Origin of the sequence: Aeromonas sp. 600527 (assembly GCF_049175415.1) — a bacterium.
Classification (GTDB): domain Bacteria; phylum Pseudomonadota; class Gammaproteobacteria; order Enterobacterales; family Aeromonadaceae; genus Aeromonas; species Aeromonas veronii_A.
Window position 1 is genome coordinate 16,218 of sequence record NZ_JAAKVA010000004.1, and the last position, 22,104, is coordinate 38,321.

Sequence of the window (22,104 nt, forward strand, 5' to 3'; positions counted from 1 at the left end):
GTACACTTGGCGCCGATTGCCATGCACTTATGGCCGGAATTTGTTAACAGGAGTTGTCATGCTCGATTATCAGGCACCCCGCGATCTGCTCAAGGATAAAGTCATTCTGGTCACCGGTGCCGGCGACGGGATCGGCCGCGAAGCCGCCCTCACCTACGCCGCCCACGGTGCCACCGTGATCCTGCTCGGCCGCACCAGCGCCAAACTCGAAGCCGTGTATGACCAGATTGAAGCGGCCGGTTATCCGCTGCCCGCCATCGTGCCGGTGGATCTGAAAGGGGCCACCGCCGCCCACTACCGCGGCATGGCCGAAACCTTCGCCCAGCAGTTTGGCCGCCTCGACGGCGTGCTGTTCAACGCCGGTCTGCTCGGTACCCTCTCTCCGTTTGAACATATTCAGGAGAAGGAGTGGGACGAGGTGATGCAGGTCAACGTCAAATCGGAATTCCTGCTGACCCAGGCGCTGCTGCCGCTGCTGCGCCAGACCGCCAAGGCGCAGGGCGATGCCTCCATCGTCTACACCTCCTCCAGCGTGGGACGCAAAGGGCGCGCCTACTGGGGCACCTATGCCATCTCCAAATTTGCCATCGAGGGGATGATGGAAGTGCTGGCCGACGAGCTGGAAAACACCGGTGTGCGGGTCAATACCCTAAACCCGGGCGGTACCCGTACCAAGATGCGCGCCAGCGCCTTCCCGGCGGAAGATCCCATGAACCTCAAGACCCCGGCCGACCTGATGCCGCTCTACCTCTACCTGATGGGGTCGGACAGCCGCGGCAAAACCGGCCAGACCTTTGTGGCTCAGCCAAAATAAACAGGCGTATCAGCCCAAATAAATCAATAAAATACCCAGAGTGTTGTGCGGCAAGGGTTAAATTGAATAGGGGGCACAGGCTCCCTGTTCGAACCACTGACCATCCTATCTCCAATCAGGTTGAACTATGTTTCGTCCCAAGAGCACGTTTGAGCAATGGCGGATCTTTCAGGCGGTGGTCGACTGCGGCGGCTACGCCCAGGCGGCCGAGGCGCTGAACAAGAGCCAGTCCTCCCTCAATCATGCGGTTGCGAAGTTGCAGCAGAGTCTGGGGGTGCCCTTGCTGGAGGTGCGCGGCCGCAAGGCAGTGCTGACACCGGCGGGCGAGATCTTCCTCAAGCGGGCCCGTCAGTTGAGCCAGCAGGTGGAAGAGCTGGAGAATCTGGCCAACAACCTGGAGCGGCAGTGGGAGCCGCAGATCAACCTCTATGTCTCGGCGCTGCAGCCAAGGGATCGCCTCTATCGGGCGCTGGCCAGCTTCTATCCTCGCAGTCGGGGTTGCCGGGTCAACCTGCACGAACGCATTCACTGCCACTTCAACGCCCTGCAACCGGGGGATCTGATGCTCTCCGAGCACCTGCCCGGCGATCGCACCGGCCTGTTGCTGGACGAGGTGTGCCTGCTGCCCCTCTGCGCCGCCAGTCATCCGCTGGCACAGGAGGAGGGGGCGATCCGCAGCGATGTATTGACCAGCCACAACCAGATCAGCCTGCATCCCCCCATTCACCGTTCGGTGGACTGGAACGATGCGGATGACACCGGCTGGAAGGCGACCCACTACCACGAAGTGCTCGCCATGCTGCGCCTTGGCCTCGGCTATGCCTGGCTGCCGCGCCATCTGGTTGAGCGGGAGCTGGCGGAAGGTTCACTCATACAGCTGGATCTGGAGAGCGGCAACGAGCGCCACCTCTACACCTATCTGCTGACCCTCTCCCCCGAATCCCTCGGCCCTGCGACCGAGCTGCTGCTGCGCTGCCTGCGTAACGAGTATCAGGGCGAGTCATCGCAGCTCCCGCACGCCCAGTCCCAGCACGATAAATAACAGCCAGATCCCCCGTCAGACGTTGGGCACCCGCCAGCTGGCGGCCAGTGCCACCAGCGCCAATCCCAGCGCCACCATAAAGACCCCGTGGAAACTCCACACCTCCGCCACCACACCGGCGATAGCCCCTGCCATGATGGAGCCGGTGCGGATGCTGTTGGCAAACAGGGTAGTCGCCACCCCGGCTCGCCCCGGCATCAGATCCTGAAAGTAAGACATGCCGATCCCCGCCACGATACCGATGAAGATGGCGTTGAACAGCTGCAAGGCGATCAGGGCGTATTGGTCGGTGAGGGTCACCAGACCTGTGTAAAAGGCCGCGCCAGCCAGCACCGCCAACAACATCATGGGGCGCTTGCCAAAGCGCGCGGTGTAATAACCCGCCAGCAGCATGAAGGGGATCTCCAGCGCCGCCGCCGTGCCCATCAGGATACCAGCAAGCTTCTCATCCATCCCGAGCTCCCGGGTGATATAGAGCGGCATATTGATGAGGTACATGCTGTTACAGGTCCACATCAGGGTGGAGGCGATAAAGAGCGCCCGCACCGCCGGATCACGCCAGCTGCTGACCCGCTCTGTCTCTTCGGCCATCTTGGGCAAAGGGAGAGAGGGGAGCCAGCGCCACACCACCAGGGCGCAGAGCAGGTAGGCCAGTGCCGAGGCCAGGTACATCAGCTCGAAACCGTAGCCGATGGCCAGCGCAAAGGCGATGGGCGGGCCTATGACCCAGGCCAGCGAAAACTGGGCCCGCATCACCGAGCTGAACATATCAGCCCGCCGGTTGCGGCTGTCGGAGTACTCCCGCGCCAGCGCAAACAGCTGGGGACTGGCCGTGGCCGCCAGCGCCGCCAGCATCACCCCCAGACTCGCCAACAGCCAGTAGTTGCGGTTCCAGGCAAACAGCAAGGAGAGCGCCACCCCGGCAAAACAGCAGCGCAGGATCAGTCGCTTGCGATCCCCCTTGTTGTCGGAGCGGTGGCCCAACCACTGGCTGACCAGTATGCCCACTACCGCATTGATGGTATAGAAGAGCCCTACCAGAAAGGGGCGCACCTGCACCTCTTCGGCCAGAAACAGACTTAAGGTAGGCACCTGCAGTGCCACCGCGACGCCGGTCATAAAGGTCACGGCAAGAAACGAAAGAGAGACGGGGTCCGGGCGTTTGACCGCCGCTATCGACAAGCTCATAGGGTTACCACTGATTGGAAGGACGATACGGGCTAACGGGCGGCAGCCGTATGAAAATTCGGCGCCTATCTTATGTCACTATCAAGAGCGGGCTCAAGGATGGCATACGCAGGTGTGCGCCTTGCGAGGGAGGCCGCGACCCCGTAGAGTGAAAGCACATCCTGCCAGCACAAGGAGTTCGCATGTTTGATTTTGATCAGGAAGTAGACCGCAGTGGCACCATGAGCCTGAAATGGGACAAGTACAAGGGTCAGGATGTGCTGCCCATGTGGGTTGCCGATACCGACTTTGTCTCCCCCCCGTCCGTGATCGAGGCGTTGACCAAACGGGTCGCCCACGGCATTTTCGGCTATTCACGCCCCTCGCCACGCCTGATCGAACTCATTATCGAACGGATGGCGACCCGCTATGGCTGGGCTATCGAGCCCGAATGGCTGGTATTCCTGCCCGGCGTGGTGCCGGGGCTCAACCTTGCCTGCAAGGCGTGGAGCCAGCATGGCCGCGGTATCATCACTCCCAAGCCGGTCTACTACCCCTTCCTGCAGGCGCCGGGCTTCAATGATCGTCCCCTGCTTACCGTGCCGATGATTGAAGAAGCCGGTCGCTGGGTGCTGGATCTGGCAGAGCTGGAGCGTCAGGCTCCCGCCGCAGATCTGCTGCTGCTCTGCAACCCTCACAACCCGGGCGGCACCATCTTCACCCGTGACGAGCTGCTGGCCATCGATGCCATCGCTGCGCGCCACAATCTGGTGATCTGCTCCGATGAAATCCACTGCGATCTGCTGCTGGATAAAAACGCCCGCCACATTCCCTACGGCGCCATCAGTGCACAAGCGGCCGAGCGCTGCGCGGTGATGATGGCCCCGAGCAAGACTTTCAATATCGCCGGTCTCTGCTGCTCCTTCGCCATTATCCCCAACGCCCGTCTGCGCTTCAGGCTGCAGCAGGCGATGCGCGGCATCAGCGCCGACGTCAACCTGCTGGGCTTTGTCGCCGCCGAAGCGGCCTATGAGGGTGGCGAACAGTGGCTGACCGAGCAGCTCGACTATCTGGCGGCCAATCTGGCCCTGATCCAGCAGGCGGTTGCCCGCTGGCCCGGCGTCAAGCTGGCCAGTCATCAGGCGACGTATCTGGCCTGGATCGATGTGAGCGCCCTTGGCCTTGCCGATCCCATCGCCTTCTTCGAGCAGGCTGGCGTTGGCCTCTCCCCCGGCGCACAGTTTGGCGACGGTCAGTTCGTGCGGCTCAACTTCGGCTGCACCAGGGCACGGCTGACCGACGCGCTGGCGCGGATGGAGCGGGCAATCCTCAACCACAGCAAGCCCTGATCAGCCAGAAACGGGATGGGCAAGCCCCATCCCTTTTTCCCTGTGTCATCAGCCAGCGGTCAACTCAGTCAACGGTCAATTATGTCTCTACGGATCTTGCATCACCTTCTGCTCCCCCTCTGTGCACTCTCTGCGCTGCTCCCCTTTGGCAGCCAGGCGCTGACTATCGGAACGGGCCCGCTCAACGGGGTCTACTACCCGACCGGTGGCGCCATCTGCCGGGTGCTCAATGCCGACCATGCCCTCCATGGGGACAGCTGCACCGTGCAGAGCACCCGCGGCTCGATGGCCAACCTCAAGGCGCTCGGCAAAGGGGACGTGCAGCTGGTGCTGGTGCAGTCCGATATATTGCACCACGCCCTGCACGGCACCGGTCCCTTCAGCGGGCAGGGAGCCAACAATGAGCTGCGCAGCCTGTTTCGCCTCTATCAGGAGTCGCTGACCCTGCTGGCCGCCCCCGACAGCGGCATCACCACCCTGGCAGATATCGAAGGGAAACGGGTCTACCCGGGCAACAATGGCGCCGGTGAGCAGATCACCAGCCAGGCCCTGATGGCAGCTATGGGATGGCAACCCGGGCAGTTTGCTGCCTATCAGCTCAAGTCGGAGAGCGAACCGCTGGAAGGGCTCTGCGATGGCTCGCTGGATGCCGCTTTTGTGGTAGCCGGTCACCCCAGTCTGGCAGTCGGCGATCTGATCAGCCGCTGCAAAGTGCGCCTTATCCCCATCGAAGGGGAGCAGGTCGACACGCTGCTCAAGCAACACCCCTACTATCAGCGCAGCCGCATCGCAGCCAACCTCTATCCGGGTCAACTCACCGCCATCAACAATATCGGGATGAGTGCCGAACTGGTGGCGCTGGCCAGCCTGCCGGACCCCATCGTCCGTACCGTGCGCGATACCCTGCTGGCCCGGTTCAAACAGTTCAGCCGGCTGCACCCCGCCCTGAGCAAGGTGACCCCCGAGCAGTTGCAGGCGCAAACCGAGCTGCCCCTCCATGCGGGGATGTCGGATCAACCGCCAGCCCCTTTGCCACTGACCCCCGAGCAGTTAACTGCGGAACAGCTAACACCAGAGCCGTTAACACCAGCACCATCGACCTCGGAGGCGGCACCAACGGCAGAACAGGTGAGTGCCGCCGATGGGACGACTGCCCCCCTTGAAGCGCCCTCTGACGCGACCGCCACCAGCAGTGCCGCAGTGGCAACAGAAGCCACAGAGGTTAATTCCTTGCCCGAAGAGGCCCTCGAGGTCACCCCCGAGCTCATGGTGCCAACCACAGAGGATGAGAGCGTGGCCCCTTCTGCCGCAGCGTCAACGGTTCCATCACCATCGGCTGCCGTGTCGACTCAATGGCCACAAAGCGCCTCTGCAGCCACTGCGCCGCAAGAGCAGGCAATCCAGCCGGCCAGCAGCGCGGTTGCTGGCGAAACCCCACCGCAGGATAAAACCGACACGCCTCCCTCCCCTGCTACCAGCGCAGCCACACAGCTGCAACCCTGAGTAGTCAGCTCCCACAAATGCATCAGGGCAGCCTCGGCTGCCCTGATTGTTTACGCGCGTTCGATAGTGACGCAATTGATGGCGGCGCAGTCACCCCGATAGGCCTGCTCACCTTGCCGCTCAGCTACGGCTCCATCACCCGGGTCAGATAGGGGTTGGGTTTCTGGATCTCCTCCTCCACCCAGTGCAGCAACTGCTTGATGGCCCGCGACAACACCTGATTCTGGCGCACCACATAACCCAGACTGGTACCGGGAAAGTCGCCGAGGCTGGTGACCGGCGCGGTGAGGTTGAGGCGCGGATGCAGGGAGAAGTCCGGCACGATGGCGACACCAAAGCCCGCCTCGGCCCAATCGAGCTGGGCGTCGACGCTGCCTACCTCCATGATGCGGCAGGGGGGCAAGGCCAGCAGCGGCAGGGACGGGTCGATCAGCGCCCGGGTGCGGGTGTCGTGACCGAGCAGGATCAGGGTCGGCTCATCAAGGGGATCGCTCTCTCCCGCCACCGCCCGCGCCTGCCAGCGGGCAAGGCCGTGGCCCAGGGCGCACCAGGTCACCTGTTGCAGCTCGGTATAGAAGAGCGGCTCGCTGCGCTTTTGCGCCATGACAAAACCCAGATCCGCCTTGCCCGCCTTGACCAGCTCGGCCGCCTGATCCGAAGTGGTGTTGAACAGGGTGAGGTCGATGCCGGGGAACTCCCGCTTGAAGCGCTGGAACGGCTGGATCAGCAGCAGGCGGGAGATAATGTCGCTGGCGGCGATGGCCAGCGTCCCCTGACTCAGCTGGTTGAGGGCATTGAGATCGGACTGGCAGAGCTGCAACTCGGCGATGGTGCGCTCGGCGCTTTGCAGCAGCCGCTCCCCCGCCTGCGTCAGGCGAAACGGACTGCGCTCGATCAGCCGCACCCGGGTCGCCTGCTCCAGCCGCTTGATATGCAGGCTGACATTGGGCTGGGTCATGTGCAGCTCGGTGGCGGTCTGGCCAAAATGTTGCAATCGGGCCAGGGTGACAAAGGTTTGCAGCCAGTGAATATCCAGCATAAGAGTCCCTCAACCCGCGAGGTGCGGGGCTTGCCAGGCAAAATCGGACGGTTTGCCGCTTAATTGGCCATAATTATATGGTTCTCTTATCGGAATTATAAAGATAATTAATTTTTCTAATCCGCATCAGGCTCCTAGGATGGACGCCTAACGTCTTAGGAGAAAGAGTCATGTCGTCTATCGTAGTCGTAGGTGCTAACTGGGGTGATGAAGGCAAAGGCCGCATCGTGGATTATCTGGCAGGTCAAGCTGGCGCCAGCATTCGCTTCCAGGGCGGCAACAACGCTGGCCACACCGTGGTCAACGACCTTGGCACCTTCAAGCTGCACCAGGTTCCGAGTGGCGTATTCAACCCGGATTGCCTGGTTGTCCTCGGCCCGGGCATGGTTATCAGCCCCGAGAAACTGACCGTCGAGCTCGAGGAAGTCAAAGCCTCCGGCGTGACTCCGAAGCTGGCCATCTCTGACCGCGCAACCCTCTGCCTGCCGCTGCACGCACTGGAAGATACCCTGGAAGAGCAACGTCTGGGTGACGGCGCCTATGGCTCCACCCGTCAGGGCATCGCCCCTGCCTACGGCGATCGCGTGATGAAAAAAGCGATCCTGGTCGGCTGGCTGAAACAGCCGGACGTACTGGTCGAGCGCATCCAGTTCATGCTGGACTGGAAACTGCCGCAGATGAAGGCTATCTACCCCTCCTTCGAATTCACCCAGACTGCCCAGGAGATGGCCGACTGGCTGCTGGAAGTCTCTGCCCCCTGGATCGACGCAGTGTGCAACGTCAGCATGCCGCTCAAAGCGCTGCAGGCCGAAGGCAAGACTCTGCTGTTCGAAGCCCAGCTGGGCGCTGGCCGTGACCTGATCTACGGCGAATACCCCTGGGTGACCTCCTCCCACGTATCTGGCGCCTACGCCGGTATCGGTGGCGGTCTGCCGGGTCTGCGCCCGGAGCGCGTCATCGCTGTGGCCAAGGCATTCAGCTCCTCTGTCGGTACCGGCACTCTGCTGACCGCCATGGAGAACCAGGACGAGTTCCGCAAGATCACCAACGAGTTCGGTGCCACCACCGGCCGTCCCCGTGATGTCGGTTACTTCGACGCGGTCGCCACCAAGAACGGTGTCGAGCTGCAAGCCGCCACCGAAGTGGCCCTGACCAAGCTGGACTGCCTGACCGGTCTGCCGGATCTGAAGATCTGCGTGGCTTACGAAGGTGCCCACACCGAGAACCCGATTTGGCCGCAAACCGCTGCCCTGAAGCCGGTTTACGAGCAGATGGAAAGCTGGAGCGAAGACATCACCGGTTGCCGCACCTTCGAAGAGCTGCCGCGCGCTGCCCAGCAGTACGTGCTGCGTATCGAAGAGCTGCTCGGCGTACCGGTTCCGATGGTTTCCGTCGGCCCGGGCCGTGACGAGATGATCCTGCGCTAAGCCGCACCTCTTATCGTCAAACAAAAAACCGGCATCCCTGATGCCGGTTTTTTTATGGCTGCCGTTTACCTTCTTGCCATGAAACCACCAAAAGGCTCAATTAACTCACCAATCGACCTCACCTTGAGTCGTTCTGCAACAAAATCCTGTCCCACCCTCGCTAAAGTGAACCCGTTACCACACGAGGAGTCACCCGATGAAATTGCTCAAACAGAGTGCCCTGTTGCCACTGCTCTGCCTGACGGCCATGCCAGCCTTTGCCATGACCCTGAAGAGCACGGATATTCACGAAGGCCAGCTGATGGCCAAACAGTTCAGCTTCAACGGCTTTGGCTGCAGCGGCGACAACCACTCGCCCCAACTTAGCTGGCAGGATCTGCCGGCAGGCACCAAGAGTGTTGCCATCACCGCCTATGACCCCGATGCCCCTACCGGCAGCGGTTGGTGGCACTGGCTGGTGGTTAACCTGCCTGCCACCCAGAGCGAACTGGCCAGCAATGCCTCAGGCAAGCTCAAGCAGGGATTGGAGATCCGCACCGACTTTGGCAGCCAGGGTTATGGCGGCCCCTGCCCGCCCGCTGGTCACGGCATGCACCGCTATCAGTTCACCGCCTGGGCCCTGCCCCATGATCTCGAGGTGAAGGCTGATACCCCGCCGGCTATGGTAGGCTACATGCTCAACAGCATGGCGCTCGGCAAAGCCACCCTGACCGCCACCTTCGTCACCCCCTAGGAGCCAACCGGATGAGCACTCCCCTGCTGCAACAGAGCCACTATCTCGGGATCCGCCAGCAGCCCCTGCATCGGGTGCTCATCTACGCCCCGACCCTCATCTGGGTCACCCAGGGGAGCAAACAACTGTGGTGGCGCGAGCGACGTCTGTCGTTTGACAGGGAGCAGTGGCTGCTGATCCCGGCAGGCCACCAGCTCACCTTCGTCAATCAACCTGATCAGGGCAAGTTTCGCTCCCACGCCATCACGCTGCTGACCCCACCACCGCCGGAGTGGCTGGCGGAGTCAGCCCCTTCCCACGCCGACCTGGAGGAACCCGCCGTCAAGATCACCCCCGGGCTCGCCTTCTGCTTTGAGCTCATCAGCACCATGGCCGAACGGGGACTGAGCGAAGCAACCCAGGCCGAACTGCTGCGCGGCTTCTATGCCGAGCTACGGGCCGCCAACGCCCTCGGATTGCTCTTTCCCGCCAGCACCATGACCCTCGCAGAGCGGTTGGCACGCTACCTGGCGGTGGAACCCGGCATCGACCACACCCTGGAGGCGGTGGCCCCCCACTTCTCCATGAGCCGCGCCTCCATGGTGCGCAAGCTGGCCGCCGAAGGTCGCAGCTTTCGCCAGTTGCTGGCTCAGGTACGCATGAGCCACGCCCTCAACCTGTTGCAACAGGGCCTGACCCCGCTGGAGGTCGCCCTCGCCTGCGGTTATGACTCTCCCAGTCGCTTTGCCGCCCGCTTCAAACAGGAGTTCGGCCTGACGCCCCACCAATACCTGCACACCTGCCCTGCCAGATTGGCGAGCAACGAAAAGTAAAATATTACTTAAAGACCATTCTATGTAACCTGATGTAACCCGGTGATCCCGCTCACATTGCCGCCTCTTCAGAGTGTGATCTCGCGCCAGCGCTCCCTTTCCCCTTGCCATACAATGGCTACCGAACACCTTTTCACTAAAAATAAGCGTAAAAAATCTTCCTTTTAACCTACATAAACGGAATTTGAGCGAGAAATGTTTCGTAAAACTTTACTCTCGATAGCCCTAGGCACCGCCCTGTTCGGACTGACCGCCTGCAACGATAACCAGACAGAGAGCAGCACAGTCGCCAAACCGGAGCAGGCCATCCAGTACAAGGACGTGATCGACCGTCGGGGAACTCCGACCCAATTCCGCGACTTTGACAGCTACTCCAACCTCAAATACAACCCACTGCTCGATCTGGGGGCATGGCACGGTTTCCTGCTGCCTGCCAGCGACAAGGAGTGGGGGGGCTTTACCGGCCCCATGGTCATCTCCGAGGAGTACAGCCTCTTCTTTGCCAGCGAGCTGGACAAGCTTACCCTCAGCGATGCGAGCGGGCGCCCGTTCCCGCTCACCAGCGCCCGCAAGCAGGAGGTGTACGCCATTCCCGGTGCACTGGTGCAACGCTTCGAGTTCGAGCCCTTTACGCTGGAGCTGGAGCTGCGTTATGGCGATGCCCGTACCGCTCTTATCCGCACCCGACTCATCAACCAGACCGATGCACCGCTCACCCTCAACCTCAACTGGCAGGGCGAGTTGCTCAATCAATGGGATGCCAAGGATACGATTGCCAGCAAATATCCAGGCTGGACACGCACCATCAGCGAGAGCGACAAAGGAATCGAATTCCAGTTCGGTAAACTGCGCAGCACCTGGAACATCATGCAGAGCGGCAGCGCCCGCTATCGAATCGACCGCACCCTGCCAAGTCGCACCACCCTCGACCAGAAGACACTGGGCTACCAAAGCGACGCCAGCATTACCCTGGCCGCCAAGGGGAGCGAGGATATCTACACCCTGCAGAGCTATCTCCACTCCGCAGATGACGCCAGCCGCTATCAGCAGAGCCGTCAAGCCCTGCTGGCCAACCCGGCCAGCTATTTTGCCGACTCCATCCGCCGCTGGGAGGACTACCTTGCCAAGGGTCTCTCCAATCAGGGTATCCCCGAGTCGGAGCGCCGCATCGCCGTCAAGGCGATGGAGACCCTCAATGGCAACTGGCGCTCCCCGGCTGGCGCCATCCTCCACGACGGGGTAACCCCCTCCAATACCGCCCGCTGGTTCGACGGCGTCTGGGCCTGGGACAGCTGGAAGCACGCCTATGCCATGGCGCACTTCAACCCTGAGGTGGCCAAGAACAACGTGCGCGCCATGTATGACTATCAGGTGCAGCCGGATGACCCGGTGCGACCGCAAGATGCGGGCATGGTGATCGACGCCGTCTTCTACAACAAGCTGGCGGATCGCGGTGGCGATGGCGGCAACTGGAACGAGCGCGACACCAAGCCGCCCCTCTCCGCCTGGGCTATCTGGGAAATCTACAGCGCCACCAAGGACAAGGCCTTTATCGCCGAGATGTATCCCAAGCTGCAGGCCTACCACGACTGGTGGTACCGCGCGCGGGACAACAACCGCAACGGCATCATCGAATATGGCGCCACCAAGCATGTGGAGCACAATGACGAGTACGGCAATATCACCTTCAAGGTGCAGTACTCCAACGGTATTCCCGCTGGGCTGGATCTCTCAAGCTGTACCAGTGAGGGGGATGGCTGGTATGCCTGCGCCGGAATGCCGCTCTATCAACAGGTGTTGAACGTGGGCGGTTACAGCGATATGGATATCGGTGCCCAGCACGGCGCCGGTTGGGAGTCCGGCATGGACAACGCCGCCCGCTTCGGCTTTATCGAACCGGGCCAGCTGCAACGCTATGCCGACAAGACTTATGGCGGAGATTTGGCCAAGGCACGTCAGGACTGGAACGTCGCCTTCTTTGAAAACCATCAGGACAATGGCGATTTGATCGGTTTCTCCATCGATCAGGAGTCGGTGGAGCTCAACGCCTTCCTCGCCAAAGAGAAACGCATTCTGGCAGACATGGCCGACCTGCTTGGCAAGCCGGACGACGCGAGCCGCTACCGCGATGGCGCGACCCAGCTGGCTGGTTACATCAACAGCTGCATGTTCGATGAGGCGTCAGGCGTCTATTACGATCGTCAGATTGCTCAGGGGGATGTTGCTGACGGCAACGGCTGCGTCGGCAAATTGCTGACCGCCCGCGGCCGTGGCCCGGAAGGGTGGAGCCCGCTCTGGGCAGAAGTCGCCGACAAGGAGAAAGCGGCGCGGGTGCGCGAGGTGATGCTCAACGCCCAGGAGTTCAACACAAAGATTCCGCTGGGCACAGCCGCGCTGACCAACCCGGCCTACGACCCCAATATTTACTGGCGCGGCCGGGTATGGCTCGATCAGTTCTACTTCGGGGTGAAGGGGCTGGAGAACTACGGCTATCGCAGCGATGCCGAGGCTCTGGTCAACAAGCTGTTCAACAACGCAGAGGGCTTGGCGGGCAGCGGCCCCATCCGCGAAAACTACAATCCGGAGACCGGCGCCATGCAGGGGGCCAGCAACTTCAGCTGGAGCTCGGCCCACCTTTATATGCTCTATCGCAACTTCCTCAAGCCACAGGAATAAGCCGCGAGAGAGGATGCCCCCCTTCGGCTTGATGCATCAGGTGGCCTTGTAGAGTGTTGCCATACTGATTGAGCAAACTGAGCACTCGGGAAATATTGCTCAGGCGCTTGCTGCTCCCCCGCAAAAAATGGTGATAGCGGGGGAATAAAAAACAACCCGGCACGAATGCCGGGTTATTTTTTTATCAGAGAGACGAACTCAGCTCTGGCCTTGCAGCGCCTGCTGCAACTCCTCTTCGCTCCAGATGGTAATGCCAAGCTCCTGTGCCTTGGCCAGCTTGGAACCGGCCGCTTCCCCCGCCACCAGCACATCGGTCTTGGCAGATACCGAACCCGCCACCTTGGCCCCCAGCGCCTGCAGTGCCGCCTTGGCATCGTTGCGCGACAAGGTGGTCAGGGTGCCGGTCAGCACGAAGGTTTTGCCGGCAAAGGGTTGCTCCGCGGCCTCTTTCTTCTCGATGGCCGGCCAATGGATGCCGGCAGCCAGCAAGGCTTCCAGCACCTCCACGTTATGGGGCTGACGCAAGAAGTAGTAGACATGCTTGGCCACCACATCGCCCACGTCGGCCACTTCGAGCAGCTGATCCACCGAAGCCGCGCGCAGAGCATCCAGGGTGAGGAAGTGGTTGGCAAGATTGAGCGCTGTCGCCTCCCCCACTTCACGGATCCCCAGGGCAAACAGGAAGCGCGGCAGGGTGGTGCTGCGCGCCGCATCGATGGCGGCTACCAGATTGAGGGCCGATTTTTGCCCCATCCGCTCAAGCCCGGCCAGCTGGATGGCATTGAGGCTGAACAGATCGGCGGGGGTCTTCACCAGTCCCTTGTCCACCAGCTGCTCGACAATCTTGTCGCCAAGGCCGTCCACATCCATGGAGCGACGGGCAGCAAAGTGCTTGATCGCCTCCTTGCGCTGCGCCTCGCAGAACAGGCCACCGGAGCAGCGTGCAACCGCCTCTCCTTCCAGCCGCTCCACTGCCGAGCCACACACCGGGCACTCGGTCGGGAAGAGAATTTCGCGCGCATCAACAGGGCGCTGTGCCTCTACCACGGCAACGATCTGAGGGATCACGTCCCCTGCCCGGCGCACGATCACGGTATCACCGACCATGACGCCAAGGCGCTCTATCTCGTCGGCGTTGTGCAAGGTGGCGTTGGAGACAGTCACACCGCCGACAAACACCGGTTTGAGCTTGGCCACCGGCGTCACGGCGCCGGTACGGCCAACCTGAAACTCGACGTTCTCAAGCAGAGTCATCTCTTCCTGCGCCGGGAACTTGTGGGCGGTCGCCCAGCGCGGCGCGCGTGCCACAAAGCCGAGCTCCTCTTGCAGAGCGATAGCATCCACCTTGTAGACCACGCCGTCGATCTCATAGGGCAGCTCGCCACGGCGGGCCAGAATGTCGTCGTGGAACGCCAGACAACCGGCAGCCCCCTCTTTGAGTTTCACCTCGGGACTAAGCGGCAGCCCCCACTCTTTGAGCTGATTGAGGCGACCAAAGTGAGAGCCACCGAGTTGCTCGCCGCCGACACCGACGCCGTAGGCGTAAAAGCTCAGGGGACGGCTGGCAGTGATACGTGAATCGAGCTGACGCAGGCTGCCGGCGGCGGCGTTACGCGGGTTGACGAACACCTTCTCGCCTGCGGCCAGTGCCTTGGCGTTCATCGCCTCGAAACCGGCTTTGGGCATAAAGACTTCGCCACGCACTTCCAACCGCTCGGGCCAACCAGAGCCCCGCAATGCGAGCGGAATGGCCTTGATGGTACGCACGTTCTCGGTGATCTCCTCACCGGTAGCGCCATCGCCCCGGGTCGCGGCCTGCACCAGCTGACCATTTACATAGAGCAGGCTCACCGCCAAGCCATCAAGCTTGGGCTCGCAGCAAAACTCGAAACGCACTTCACGCTTGAGGCGATCGCTCATCCGTTGTTCAAACGCCAGCAGCTCTTCGCTGCTAAAGACGTTGTCCAGACTCAGCATGGGGATCTCGTGACGCACCTGCCTGAAGGCAGTCAGCGGCTGGCCACCGACCCGCACGCTCGGGGAAGCCGGGGTTTTCAGCTCGGGGTGGTCGGCCTCCAGCGCGATCAGTTCGCGCATCAGACGGTCATATTCAGCATCCGGTACGGTCGGGTTATCCAGCACATAGTACTGATGACCATATTCGGTAAGCAGCTCACACAGTTGACGGTGGCGGGAGAGAATATCGCTCATGAAAAAGTCTCGAAGTGTGATTGAAAATCCGGCCCGGGGTAGAAACAAAAATGCGGTACCTGGGTACCGCACTTTTATCTATTCGACCCGCATGGCGTATTAGTCGCGGCTGGCCTCGTAGGCAGCCAGTTCATGCCGGTAACGGGCAATAGTCTCGTCACTCAGCGGGCTGCGCTCCATATCGGTCAGCATGGCATCGAGATCGCTGGCCAGTTGATCGGCGGCCTGCAGCATGTCCTCGAAGGCAAACGCGGCGTTGCTGCGCAGCGGCAGCTGCATGAACAGGGAGACACCCGGCGTGGTGAACTGCTCCATCCGGTACGGGTTAAAGGTGCCCGGCTTGACCATGTTGATCATGGAGAAGAGCACTTCCCCCTTGCCATTGGCATCTTCGTGACGGTGGAAGATATCCATCTCGCCAAATTTGAAGCCAAGCGCCATCAGGGAGGAGAGCAGAGTCGCCCCTTGCAGCTCATGCCCCGGGCGGCCCATCAGGTTGATGACATAGACATCCTGCCAGATTTTTTCTACCGGCTGGGGAGCTGAGCGAGGTTCTGCAACGGGAGCCTCGTAGACGGGCTCTTCGTAAAGAGGTTCAGGTTCCACATGGCGTGGCTGGGCCTTCACTTCAGGTTCAGTGGCTCGCACAGGCTCATTTCGCACACCAAAGGTGGGCGCTGTGGCATAAGCAGGCTCGATCAGCGGCTCGTCATCCTGAACAGGCATGACTGGCTCGCGCTGGGGACGTGAACGGTAGACCGGGGTACGGCGATTGACCTGGGCCGGTTTGCGTACCGGAGCGGCAGGCTCTTGCGCAATGACGTCAGGCAGCGGCTCATCAAAGCCCGGTTCCTCTTCTTCATAGGCAGGAGGCGGCGGAACCGGACGGGCAGCAGGCTTGCGCACGACGGGCGGTGGCAGTTCATCCTCATCATCTTCATCGTCAAAGGCGGGCACGGCGGCACGGCGACCAAACTCCGGCTGAAGGCTCTCTTCACTGCGCAGCTTGGGCTCGGCACGGCGGCCACTGCTGACTACACGCACCTGACCGATGCCATCGCTGTCGAAGGCGTCATCATCGCGGTTTCGCGATTTGGATTCCATCCGGCCAAGGGGTTTCTCTTTGATCGGTGCCTGACGATTCTTTCTGTTGCTCCACAACCCGTGAATGAGCAATGCCGCGATGGCAATACCGCCCAGGGCAACCAAGATGTAACGCAATTCCTGCATTAGCTGCTTCTCTTTCTAGTTTTGCTCAGCCAAAGCGACGGCTTCACCGATATCGACCGACACAATGCGCGAAACCCCGGGCTCTTGCATCGTGACGCCAACCAGCTGCTCAGCCATCTCCATGGAGACCTTATTATGACTGATGTAAACGAACTGTACTGTGCTCGACATCTCTTTGACAAGAGAACAGAAGCGACCGACGTTCACTTCATCGAGCGGTGCATCCACCTCATCCAGCAGACAAAAAGGTGCTGGGTTGAGTCTGAAGATGGCAAAAACCAGCGCAAGCGCGGTTAACGCCTTCTCCCCCCCGGAAAGCAGGGCAATGGTAGCATTCTTCTTACCCGGAGGTCTCGCCATGATGCTCACTCCGGCCTCCAAAAGATCATCGGAGGTGAGCTCAAGCCAGGCACTGCCCCCACCGAACACTTTCGGAAAGAGGGATTTTAAATCTTCGTTGACCTTATCGAAAGTGTCCCGGAACCGTATTTGTGTCTCTTTATCAATTCTTTTAATGGCTTGGCTCAAGGTTTCCAGCGCTTGCTCAAGATCCTGACACTGATTTTCAAGATAGGTTGCTCGCGTTTTCGCCTCTTCGTACTCCTCCAGCGCCGCCAGGTTGATGGCGCCGAGTGCCTCCACTTGCGCCTCCAGGGTCTGGATCTCCTGCCGCAGCTTGCTGCGATCTGCAGCGATCAGCACCGCCTGATCGAGATCTACCAGTCGAACCCCCAGCTCTTCGAACTGCTCGTGCAGCCCCTGTCGACGGGTGAGGCTGCGTTCACGCTCAAGGCGCAGGGTTGCCAGCTTCTCTTGCAAGGTAACAAGCTGCTTGTGATCGGCTCTTCTGGCCTGTTCCAGCTCGGTCAGCTGGCGCTCCAGCTCCGCAAGCCGTTGATGGCAGGCGAGCTGCTGCGCCTCCAGATTGCGCTGCTCGGCCAGCAGGGGCGCCAGATCCGGCACTGCCTCGCTATCCGGCCCTTTCAGCCCGGCCAGCTCCAGCCCGAGCCTCGCCAGCTCCTCTTCACCCAGGGTAATGAGTTGGCGCAGATTGCCCAACTCCAGTTGCAAACGCTGGCAGGCCGCTTGTTGCTGCTCGCGGCGCACTCGCGCCTCATCGACCGCCCGCTCGCAGCGGGTCAGCTGCTCCTGCGCGACCTGCAACCCTTGTGTCAGCGGCTCCCCCTGCTCCTGCAACTCGGCAAGGCGCGCCTCATCGAGTTCCAGTTGTTCACGGGCGCTGGCCAGTCGCTCTGCCTCTTCGGCCTGCTCCTGATCAAGCCGGATCAGCTCTTCGCCGAGCTGACCGAGCCGCTGCAACCGCTCCTGCCGCTGACCCTGTTGCAGGCTCCAGGCTTCGCGCAGTTGTTGCCATTTCTGCTCTTGCTCGCGCAAGGTTCGCTGCGACAACTCATGCGCACTGGCAAGCTGGGCACGCCGGGCATCGGCAGCCACAAGTTGCTCGCTCAGCTGTGCCTGCCCCACGGCAACCTTCTCCAGCTCGGTGTGCAACCGCTCACGCTCACCGAGCAGCGCCATGGTGCCGAGCGCCGCGCCCAGCCCCAGATCGGCCCAGTTTGGCCCCAGCCAGTCGCCAGCAGGAGTCAGTACCGACTCACCGGCCGCAAGGCTTGGCTGGCGGGCCAATGCGGCCTCCCGGCTCTCCACCAGCCAGATGGCATTGAGGAAGGCGGGAATGTGCTTGCCGCCCAGTTGCGCCGCCAGCGTACCGGCAACCGCCGGTTGTGCCGGGCCAATCCAGAGTCCCTCTTGCGCCAGATTGCACTCGTCCGCTGGCGTTGCGGTGAGCCAGCGACCCAGCACCTTATCGAGCGCCTGTGCCCACTCGGGGGCAACTTGCAACCGGTCGGCCAGAGTCACCCCCTCCATCTGTTCGCCGAGGATCTGAGCCAGCGTCGCCAGCCGCGCCTCCAACTCCCGCTGCAGGCTCAACTGCTGGCCATGCTGCTGCTTGAGTTGTTCATGGGTGTGGACAGCCTGCGCCAGCTGCTCGGTCAGCTCGTCATTGGCCGCCCGCGTCAGCTCCAGCTCACCACTCAGGGCATCGAGGGCCGGTTGCAGATCGTCGGCCTCTGCGCCGAGGGGGCCAGCGCGTTCATCTTCCAGCTTGAGGCGCGCCAGCCGGGTCTTGGCTTGCAGCTCCTGCAAACCACCCAACCGGGTACGGGTCTGATTGAGTTGCCCCTGCACCCCGGCCAACTGTTGCTGCCACTGCTGCTGGCGCAAGCGGGCTTGTTCCAGTTGCTCGCTGGCGTGCTGGCGAGCCTCCTGCTGCTCGGTAAGCAACTGCTCACACTGCTCCAGCCGGGCGCTCTCCTGCTCAGCGCGCAATACCCCTTCGGTCAGTTGATCCTGCTGGCTGGCCAGCTGCGCCTTGCGGGTGGCAATCCGCTCGCCCAGCGCCTCTGCACGGGCCTGCCAGTCGCGCCCCAGTTCACTCTGGTGCAGTTGCTGCTGTTCGAGACGGGCGATGGCCTGCCCGCCGAGAAAAATCTGTTGCTGACGGCTCGCCTGCTCGGCTTGCGCCTCTTGTCTGGCGACCGACAGGGTGACGTGGCGCCCCTCATCGGCGGTACGCTTGGCATCGAGCGCCGCCAGCGCCTGCTCGGCATGTGCCAGTTCGGTTTTGGCCTCGCCAAGGCGCGTCTCCAGCGCCCACAACTCGGAGCCAATCAGCTCGGCGCGAGCGGCGCGCGAACGACTCTTGAGCTGTTTGTAGCGTTCGGCGGTTTCGGCCTGGGCTTTGAGGTGCTCAAGGCGCGAACCCAGCTCGCCGCGAATATCGCCGAGGCGCTCTAGGTTCTCCTGAGTGTGGCGAATGCGCTGCTCGGTCTCGCGGCGCCGCTCCTTGTAACGGGAGACCCCGGCGGCCTCTTCCATAAAGAGCTTGAGATCGGCCGGGCGCGACTCCACCAGTCGGCTGACAGTGCCCTGCTCGATAATGGCGTAGCTGCGGGGGCCAAGACCGGTGCCGAGGAAGAGGTCGGTCACATCCTTGCGGCGGCACTTCTGGCCGTTGATCTGATAGTGGTTGGAGCCGTCGCGCAGCACTTCGCGGCGCACCGAGATCTCGGTAAAGCGGCCGAACTCGCCGGGCACCCGGTTGTGGGGATTGTCGAACACCAGCTCGACCGAGGCGCGCCCGTGCGCACTGCGATTGATAGAGCCGTTGAAGATGACATCGGTCATGTTCTCGCCGCGCAGATGACGGGCGGAGCTCTCCCCCAACACCCAGCGCACCGCGTCGATGACGTTGGATTTGCCACAGCCATTGGGGCCCACCACGGCGGTCATGTCTGCCGACAGTTCGATGCGGGTCGGCTCGACGAACGACTTGAAGCCGGCGAGTTTGATCAGTTTCAGACGCATGGCGACCTGTATCAGTGGCTAAATAAAGAGGATGCGGGCAGGTGACTTTACCAAATCCAGACCCGGCTTTGTTTGTAATATGCAGGCATCATCCCCATTCAATGCCCGATTTTTGGTCGCCACGGCACGAAATAAGGAATAGTCGGCGACTTTACCAAATCAAAGGCTTGTTTGTAATATGCTGGCAGTTCTCCCATGCATAGATGGAGCTCACATGAGCCAATCACCCCATATGGTCAAAGATTCAATCAGCGGTGCAGATTACTTTCTGCGCGGTTTTTCCCTTATTCGCCAACCGGGCATCCGCACTTTTGTGCTGATCCCCCTGCTGGTCAACTTCGTGCTGTTTGCCGGGGCCTTCTATGCCCTGCTACTGCAACTGGACGACCTGTTCGCCTGGCTCCATCAGCAGATCCCCGCCTGGCTCGACTGGCTGGACTATCTGCTGTGGCCCATCGCCCTCATCACCATCCTGGTGGTCTTCTCCTTTATCTTCAGCTCGGTTGCCAACTGGGTAGCCGCCCCCTTCAACGGCCTGCTGGCGGAGAAGGTGGAGCAGATCCTCACCGGCCAGCCCGCCAATGACAGCGGCATGCTGGATATCGTCAAAGATGTGCCACGCACCTTCGGCCGCGAATGGACCAAGCTGAAGTATTACCTGCCCAAGGCCATCGGCTGCCTGATCCTGTTTCTGATCCCTGTGGTTGGCCAGACCCTGGCGCCGGTGCTCTGGTTCCTGTTCAGCGCCTGGATGATGGCGATCCAGTATGTGGATTATCCGTTCGACAACCACAAGATCGGCTTCATCACCATGCGCGATGCCTTGAAGCAGCGCCGCGGCAAGTGCCTGAGCTTTGGCGCTTTGGTGACCCTCTTCTCCGCCATTCCGGTGGTGAACCTCTTTGTGATGCCAGTCGCCATCTGTGGCGCCACCGCCATGTGGGTCGATCACTACCGCAAGGAGCAGTTGGGGCGCTAACCCTTGAACATTGATTAGAAAAAGGCACCCGAAACGGTGCTTTTTTTGCATTTAGCATGAATTAAATTAATGCATGCATTCGATAGCTTGTCCCATATGACACGAGTTGGTAGGATTCTGGCCTTTCTCGTTCCCTGGGATATCTCATGTTACATGCACTCTTCTTGGTGGGCCTGGTGGCCGAAGGGATGACCGGCGCGCTGGCCGCGGGTCGGCGACGGATGGATCTGTTTGGTGTGGTGATCATCGCCTCGGCGACGGCCATCGGTGGTGGCACCATCCGCGATGTGCTGCTCGGCCACTATCCGCTGCTCTGGATTGAACATCCGGAATATGTGCTGCTGGTTGCCGCAGCCGCGATGGCGGGTGTGGTCTCCGCCCCCCTGATGCGCTATCTCGGCAAGCTGTTCATGGCCCTCGATGCCCTGGGGCTGGTGGTCTTCTCCATCTTCGGTGCGGCCCGAGCGCTGGATATGGGCCACGGCGCCGGTATTGCCTGCATCATGGCGGTGGTGACCGGGGTCTTTGGCGGGGTGCTGCGGGATCTGCTCTGCCAACGCATTCCGCTGGTGTTTCGTCGCGAGCTCTATGCAGCCATTTCGCTGATCACCGCAGCGCTTTACTGTCTGGCGCTGGATCAGGGCTTGCCGACCAACTGGGCGGCGTTCGGTTCTATCGGAATTGGCTTTGTACTTCGGCTGCTGGCGGTTCGCTTCAAGTGGGGACTGCCCACCTTCAACTATCAATACGCCACCCACTGAGTACGCCAGCTTCTGGCGAGGGGGGTTGGATTGCGAGCAACAAAAAAGCGCCCGAGTGGCGCTTTTTTCATGGACGTTCTGCGACTCAGTTAATCCCTTCCGAGCTGAAGAAGGTCGCCTTGTCGGCGATAAAGCGGATCTTGATGTTCTTCCCTTCCCCGCCCCAAAGGCAGCTGGTGGTGCCCAAGGCATCATCACAACGCTCCGCCTTGCCCAGAATGGTGCTGGCCTCGGCGTAACTCATCCCCATCTTCAACTGGTCATAATTTTCACGGTTGAGCTTGCTGCAACCGGTCAACGACAGGGCGATCAGGCCGCCAATCACTATCTTTTTCATCGCTATCTCCTCACTGGTGGGAAGAGCTTGGCAGCTTGCCAACCCCTTTACCAGCTGCGAACCGGGCCGGTATCGAGGTGAACGAAGTTGTCACGGGGATAGTAGCCGACCCCACCCACCTTGAGATTGAGGGCCGCCTTGCGCAGATGGGCCAGCTGAACGCCGGGGATCCGCACATCCACCGCCTGCCCCAGGGTGTGGTAACTGTGCTTGGCCACGCCGCGGCTCTTGTGACGCTTCTGGCGATTGGTGGCCGGTGCCCGATAACCGGAGATCAGCTGGATTTCGCTGCGCCGACCCAGCTTGTGCTGCAACAGGAACAGCTGATCAAACAGCTTCTTGTCGATGTTGAACACTTCGTTGCGCCGGTAATCGCGGAAAATGTGATTGAGCTCGGCCAACCCGTCGCTCAGATAGTGGCCATTTTCCCAATAGCTGGCGCGCACCCGCTCGCCGGTATTGAGATTGAAGAAACTGAGTTCACGCCCGGTGGTACTGCGGCTGGCCAGTGCAGGGAAGGAGATCAGCGAGCTGCCCAGCAGGCAACCGGCTCCCAGCAACAGGCGACGTCGACTTATCTCTTGTTCCAGCATAAGGGGTTCGTCCATCGCAGATTCAAGCGAAAAATAGTTGA

At 61.2% G+C, this 22,104-nt stretch carries 17 protein-coding genes; 10 read left to right on the top strand and 7 right to left on the bottom strand.

The features are described 5' to 3' along the window. Positions 1–58 precede the first annotated feature (58 nt). Together G5154_RS07205 and G5154_RS07210 are read left to right on the top strand one after the other, a co-directional pair. Positions 59–814: a YciK family oxidoreductase gene (locus G5154_RS07205; protein ID WP_005334909.1), complete on the top strand. Its 756-nt coding sequence runs from the start codon at positions 59–61 to the stop codon at positions 812–814. 127 nt (positions 815–941) lie between these two features. Beyond that, complete coding sequence (locus G5154_RS07210) at positions 942–1,856, top strand: LysR family transcriptional regulator (protein ID WP_139460472.1); 915 nt, start codon at positions 942–944, stop codon at positions 1,854–1,856. A gap of 15 nt (positions 1,857–1,871) precedes the next feature. On the opposite strand, the gene G5154_RS07215 is transcribed toward G5154_RS07210, so the two are convergent. Beyond that, positions 1,872–3,044 carry an MFS transporter gene (locus G5154_RS07215; RefSeq protein ID WP_005334914.1) on the bottom strand — a complete coding sequence of 391 codons (1,173 nt, stop codon included), beginning with the start codon at positions 3,042–3,044 and terminating at the stop codon, positions 1,872–1,874. A 182-nt stretch (positions 3,045–3,226) separates the two neighbouring features. On the opposite strand from G5154_RS07215, the gene G5154_RS07220 reads away from it, so the two are divergent. Together G5154_RS07220 and G5154_RS07225 are read left to right on the top strand one after the other, a co-directional pair. Further along, positions 3,227–4,372 (top strand): MalY/PatB family protein, encoded by a 1,146-nt coding sequence (locus G5154_RS07220; protein ID WP_064340869.1) that lies wholly within the window; start codon positions 3,227–3,229, stop codon positions 4,370–4,372. Between the two features lie 81 nt (positions 4,373–4,453). After that, positions 4,454–5,875: a TAXI family TRAP transporter solute-binding subunit gene (locus tag G5154_RS07225; RefSeq protein ID WP_421250630.1), complete on the top strand. Its 1,422-nt coding sequence runs from the start codon at positions 4,454–4,456 to the stop codon at positions 5,873–5,875. Positions 5,876–5,999: 124 nt separating this feature from the next. On the opposite strand, the gene G5154_RS07230 is transcribed toward G5154_RS07225, so the two are convergent. Beyond that, positions 6,000–6,914 carry a LysR family transcriptional regulator gene (locus G5154_RS07230; protein ID WP_005353868.1) on the bottom strand — a complete coding sequence of 305 codons (915 nt, stop codon included), beginning with the start codon at positions 6,912–6,914 and terminating at the stop codon, positions 6,000–6,002. Between the two features lie 170 nt (positions 6,915–7,084). Between G5154_RS07230 and G5154_RS07235 the strand changes: the two genes are divergently transcribed. From G5154_RS07235 to ygjK, 4 genes are all read left to right on the top strand, one after another. Further along, on the top strand, positions 7,085–8,341 hold the full coding sequence (locus G5154_RS07235) for an adenylosuccinate synthetase (protein WP_005347796.1): 1,257 nt from the start codon (positions 7,085–7,087) through the stop codon (positions 8,339–8,341). 196 nt (positions 8,342–8,537) lie between these two features. Next, positions 8,538–9,074: a YbhB/YbcL family Raf kinase inhibitor-like protein gene (locus G5154_RS07240; protein WP_069526371.1), complete on the top strand. Its 537-nt coding sequence runs from the start codon at positions 8,538–8,540 to the stop codon at positions 9,072–9,074. An 11-nt stretch (positions 9,075–9,085) separates the two neighbouring features. Continuing rightward, complete coding sequence (locus tag G5154_RS07245; protein WP_421250631.1) at positions 9,086–9,886, top strand: helix-turn-helix transcriptional regulator; 801 nt, start codon at positions 9,086–9,088, stop codon at positions 9,884–9,886. A gap of 195 nt (positions 9,887–10,081) precedes the next feature. Next, positions 10,082–12,562, top strand: a complete 2,481-nt coding sequence (gene ygjK / locus G5154_RS07250) for an alpha-glucosidase (RefSeq protein WP_421250632.1) — start codon at positions 10,082–10,084, stop codon at positions 12,560–12,562. A gap of 198 nt (positions 12,563–12,760) precedes the next feature. Here ygjK and ligA read toward each other — a convergent pair whose 3' ends face one another. The 3 genes from ligA to G5154_RS07265 form a co-directional block, all read right to left on the bottom strand. Continuing rightward, positions 12,761–14,773, bottom strand: coding sequence for an NAD-dependent DNA ligase LigA (gene ligA / locus G5154_RS07255; protein ID WP_421250633.1), 2,013 nt, complete (start codon positions 14,771–14,773; stop codon positions 12,761–12,763). Between the two features lie 99 nt (positions 14,774–14,872). Then, entirely contained in the window at positions 14,873–16,003 is a 1,131-nt protein-coding gene (zipA, locus tag G5154_RS07260; RefSeq protein ID WP_005347811.1) for a cell division protein ZipA, read from the bottom strand. Between the two features lie 15 nt (positions 16,004–16,018). Beyond that, entirely contained in the window at positions 16,019–19,393 is a 3,375-nt protein-coding gene (locus G5154_RS07265; RefSeq protein ID WP_421250634.1) for an AAA family ATPase, read from the bottom strand. A gap of 214 nt (positions 19,394–19,607) precedes the next feature. Between G5154_RS07265 and cysZ the strand changes: the two genes are divergently transcribed. Both cysZ and G5154_RS07275 read left to right on the top strand, forming a co-directional pair. Then, positions 19,608–20,372 carry a sulfate transporter CysZ gene (gene cysZ, locus G5154_RS07270; protein WP_421230597.1) on the top strand — a complete coding sequence of 255 codons (765 nt, stop codon included), beginning with the start codon at positions 19,608–19,610 and terminating at the stop codon, positions 20,370–20,372. Between the two features lie 146 nt (positions 20,373–20,518). Continuing rightward, entirely contained in the window at positions 20,519–21,133 is a 615-nt protein-coding gene (locus G5154_RS07275) for a trimeric intracellular cation channel family protein (protein WP_005338456.1), read from the top strand. Positions 21,134–21,218: 85 nt separating this feature from the next. Here G5154_RS07275 and G5154_RS07280 read toward each other — a convergent pair whose 3' ends face one another. Then, complete coding sequence (locus G5154_RS07280; protein WP_219594582.1) at positions 21,219–21,470, bottom strand: DUF3862 domain-containing protein; 252 nt, start codon at positions 21,468–21,470, stop codon at positions 21,219–21,221. Between the two features lie 47 nt (positions 21,471–21,517). Further along, positions 21,518–22,063, bottom strand: a complete 546-nt coding sequence (locus tag G5154_RS07285) for a DUF882 domain-containing protein (protein WP_033136140.1) — start codon at positions 22,061–22,063, stop codon at positions 21,518–21,520. Positions 22,064–22,104 lie beyond the last annotated feature (41 nt).

Coding starts and splice junctions, on each gene's coding strand:
- ligA (WP_421250633.1), bottom strand. CDS start 14,773: ATGAGCGATATTCTCTCCCGCCACCGTCAACTGTGTGAGCTGCTTACC.
- G5154_RS07285 (WP_033136140.1), bottom strand. CDS start 22,063: ATGCTGGAACAAGAGATAAGTCGACGTCGCCTGTTGCTGGGAGCCGGT.
- G5154_RS07215 (WP_005334914.1), bottom strand. CDS start 3,044: ATGAGCTTGTCGATAGCGGCGGTCAAACGCCCGGACCCCGTCTCTCTT.
- G5154_RS07265 (WP_421250634.1), bottom strand. CDS start 19,393: ATGCGTCTGAAACTGATCAAACTCGCCGGCTTCAAGTCGTTCGTCGAG.
- G5154_RS07210 (WP_139460472.1), top strand. CDS start 942: ATGTTTCGTCCCAAGAGCACGTTTGAGCAATGGCGGATCTTTCAGGCG.
- cysZ (WP_421230597.1), top strand. CDS start 19,608: ATGAGCCAATCACCCCATATGGTCAAAGATTCAATCAGCGGTGCAGAT.
- G5154_RS07230 (WP_005353868.1), bottom strand. CDS start 6,914: ATGCTGGATATTCACTGGCTGCAAACCTTTGTCACCCTGGCCCGATTG.
- G5154_RS07235 (WP_005347796.1), top strand. CDS start 7,085: ATGTCGTCTATCGTAGTCGTAGGTGCTAACTGGGGTGATGAAGGCAAA.
- G5154_RS07275 (WP_005338456.1), top strand. CDS start 20,519: ATGTTACATGCACTCTTCTTGGTGGGCCTGGTGGCCGAAGGGATGACC.
- G5154_RS07225 (WP_421250630.1), top strand. CDS start 4,454: ATGTCTCTACGGATCTTGCATCACCTTCTGCTCCCCCTCTGTGCACTC.
- G5154_RS07240 (WP_069526371.1), top strand. CDS start 8,538: ATGAAATTGCTCAAACAGAGTGCCCTGTTGCCACTGCTCTGCCTGACG.
- G5154_RS07280 (WP_219594582.1), bottom strand. CDS start 21,470: ATGAAAAAGATAGTGATTGGCGGCCTGATCGCCCTGTCGTTGACCGGT.
- G5154_RS07205 (WP_005334909.1), top strand. CDS start 59: ATGCTCGATTATCAGGCACCCCGCGATCTGCTCAAGGATAAAGTCATT.
- zipA (WP_005347811.1), bottom strand. CDS start 16,003: ATGCAGGAATTGCGTTACATCTTGGTTGCCCTGGGCGGTATTGCCATC.
- G5154_RS07220 (WP_064340869.1), top strand. CDS start 3,227: ATGTTTGATTTTGATCAGGAAGTAGACCGCAGTGGCACCATGAGCCTG.
- ygjK (WP_421250632.1), top strand. CDS start 10,082: ATGTTTCGTAAAACTTTACTCTCGATAGCCCTAGGCACCGCCCTGTTC.
- G5154_RS07245 (WP_421250631.1), top strand. CDS start 9,086: ATGAGCACTCCCCTGCTGCAACAGAGCCACTATCTCGGGATCCGCCAG.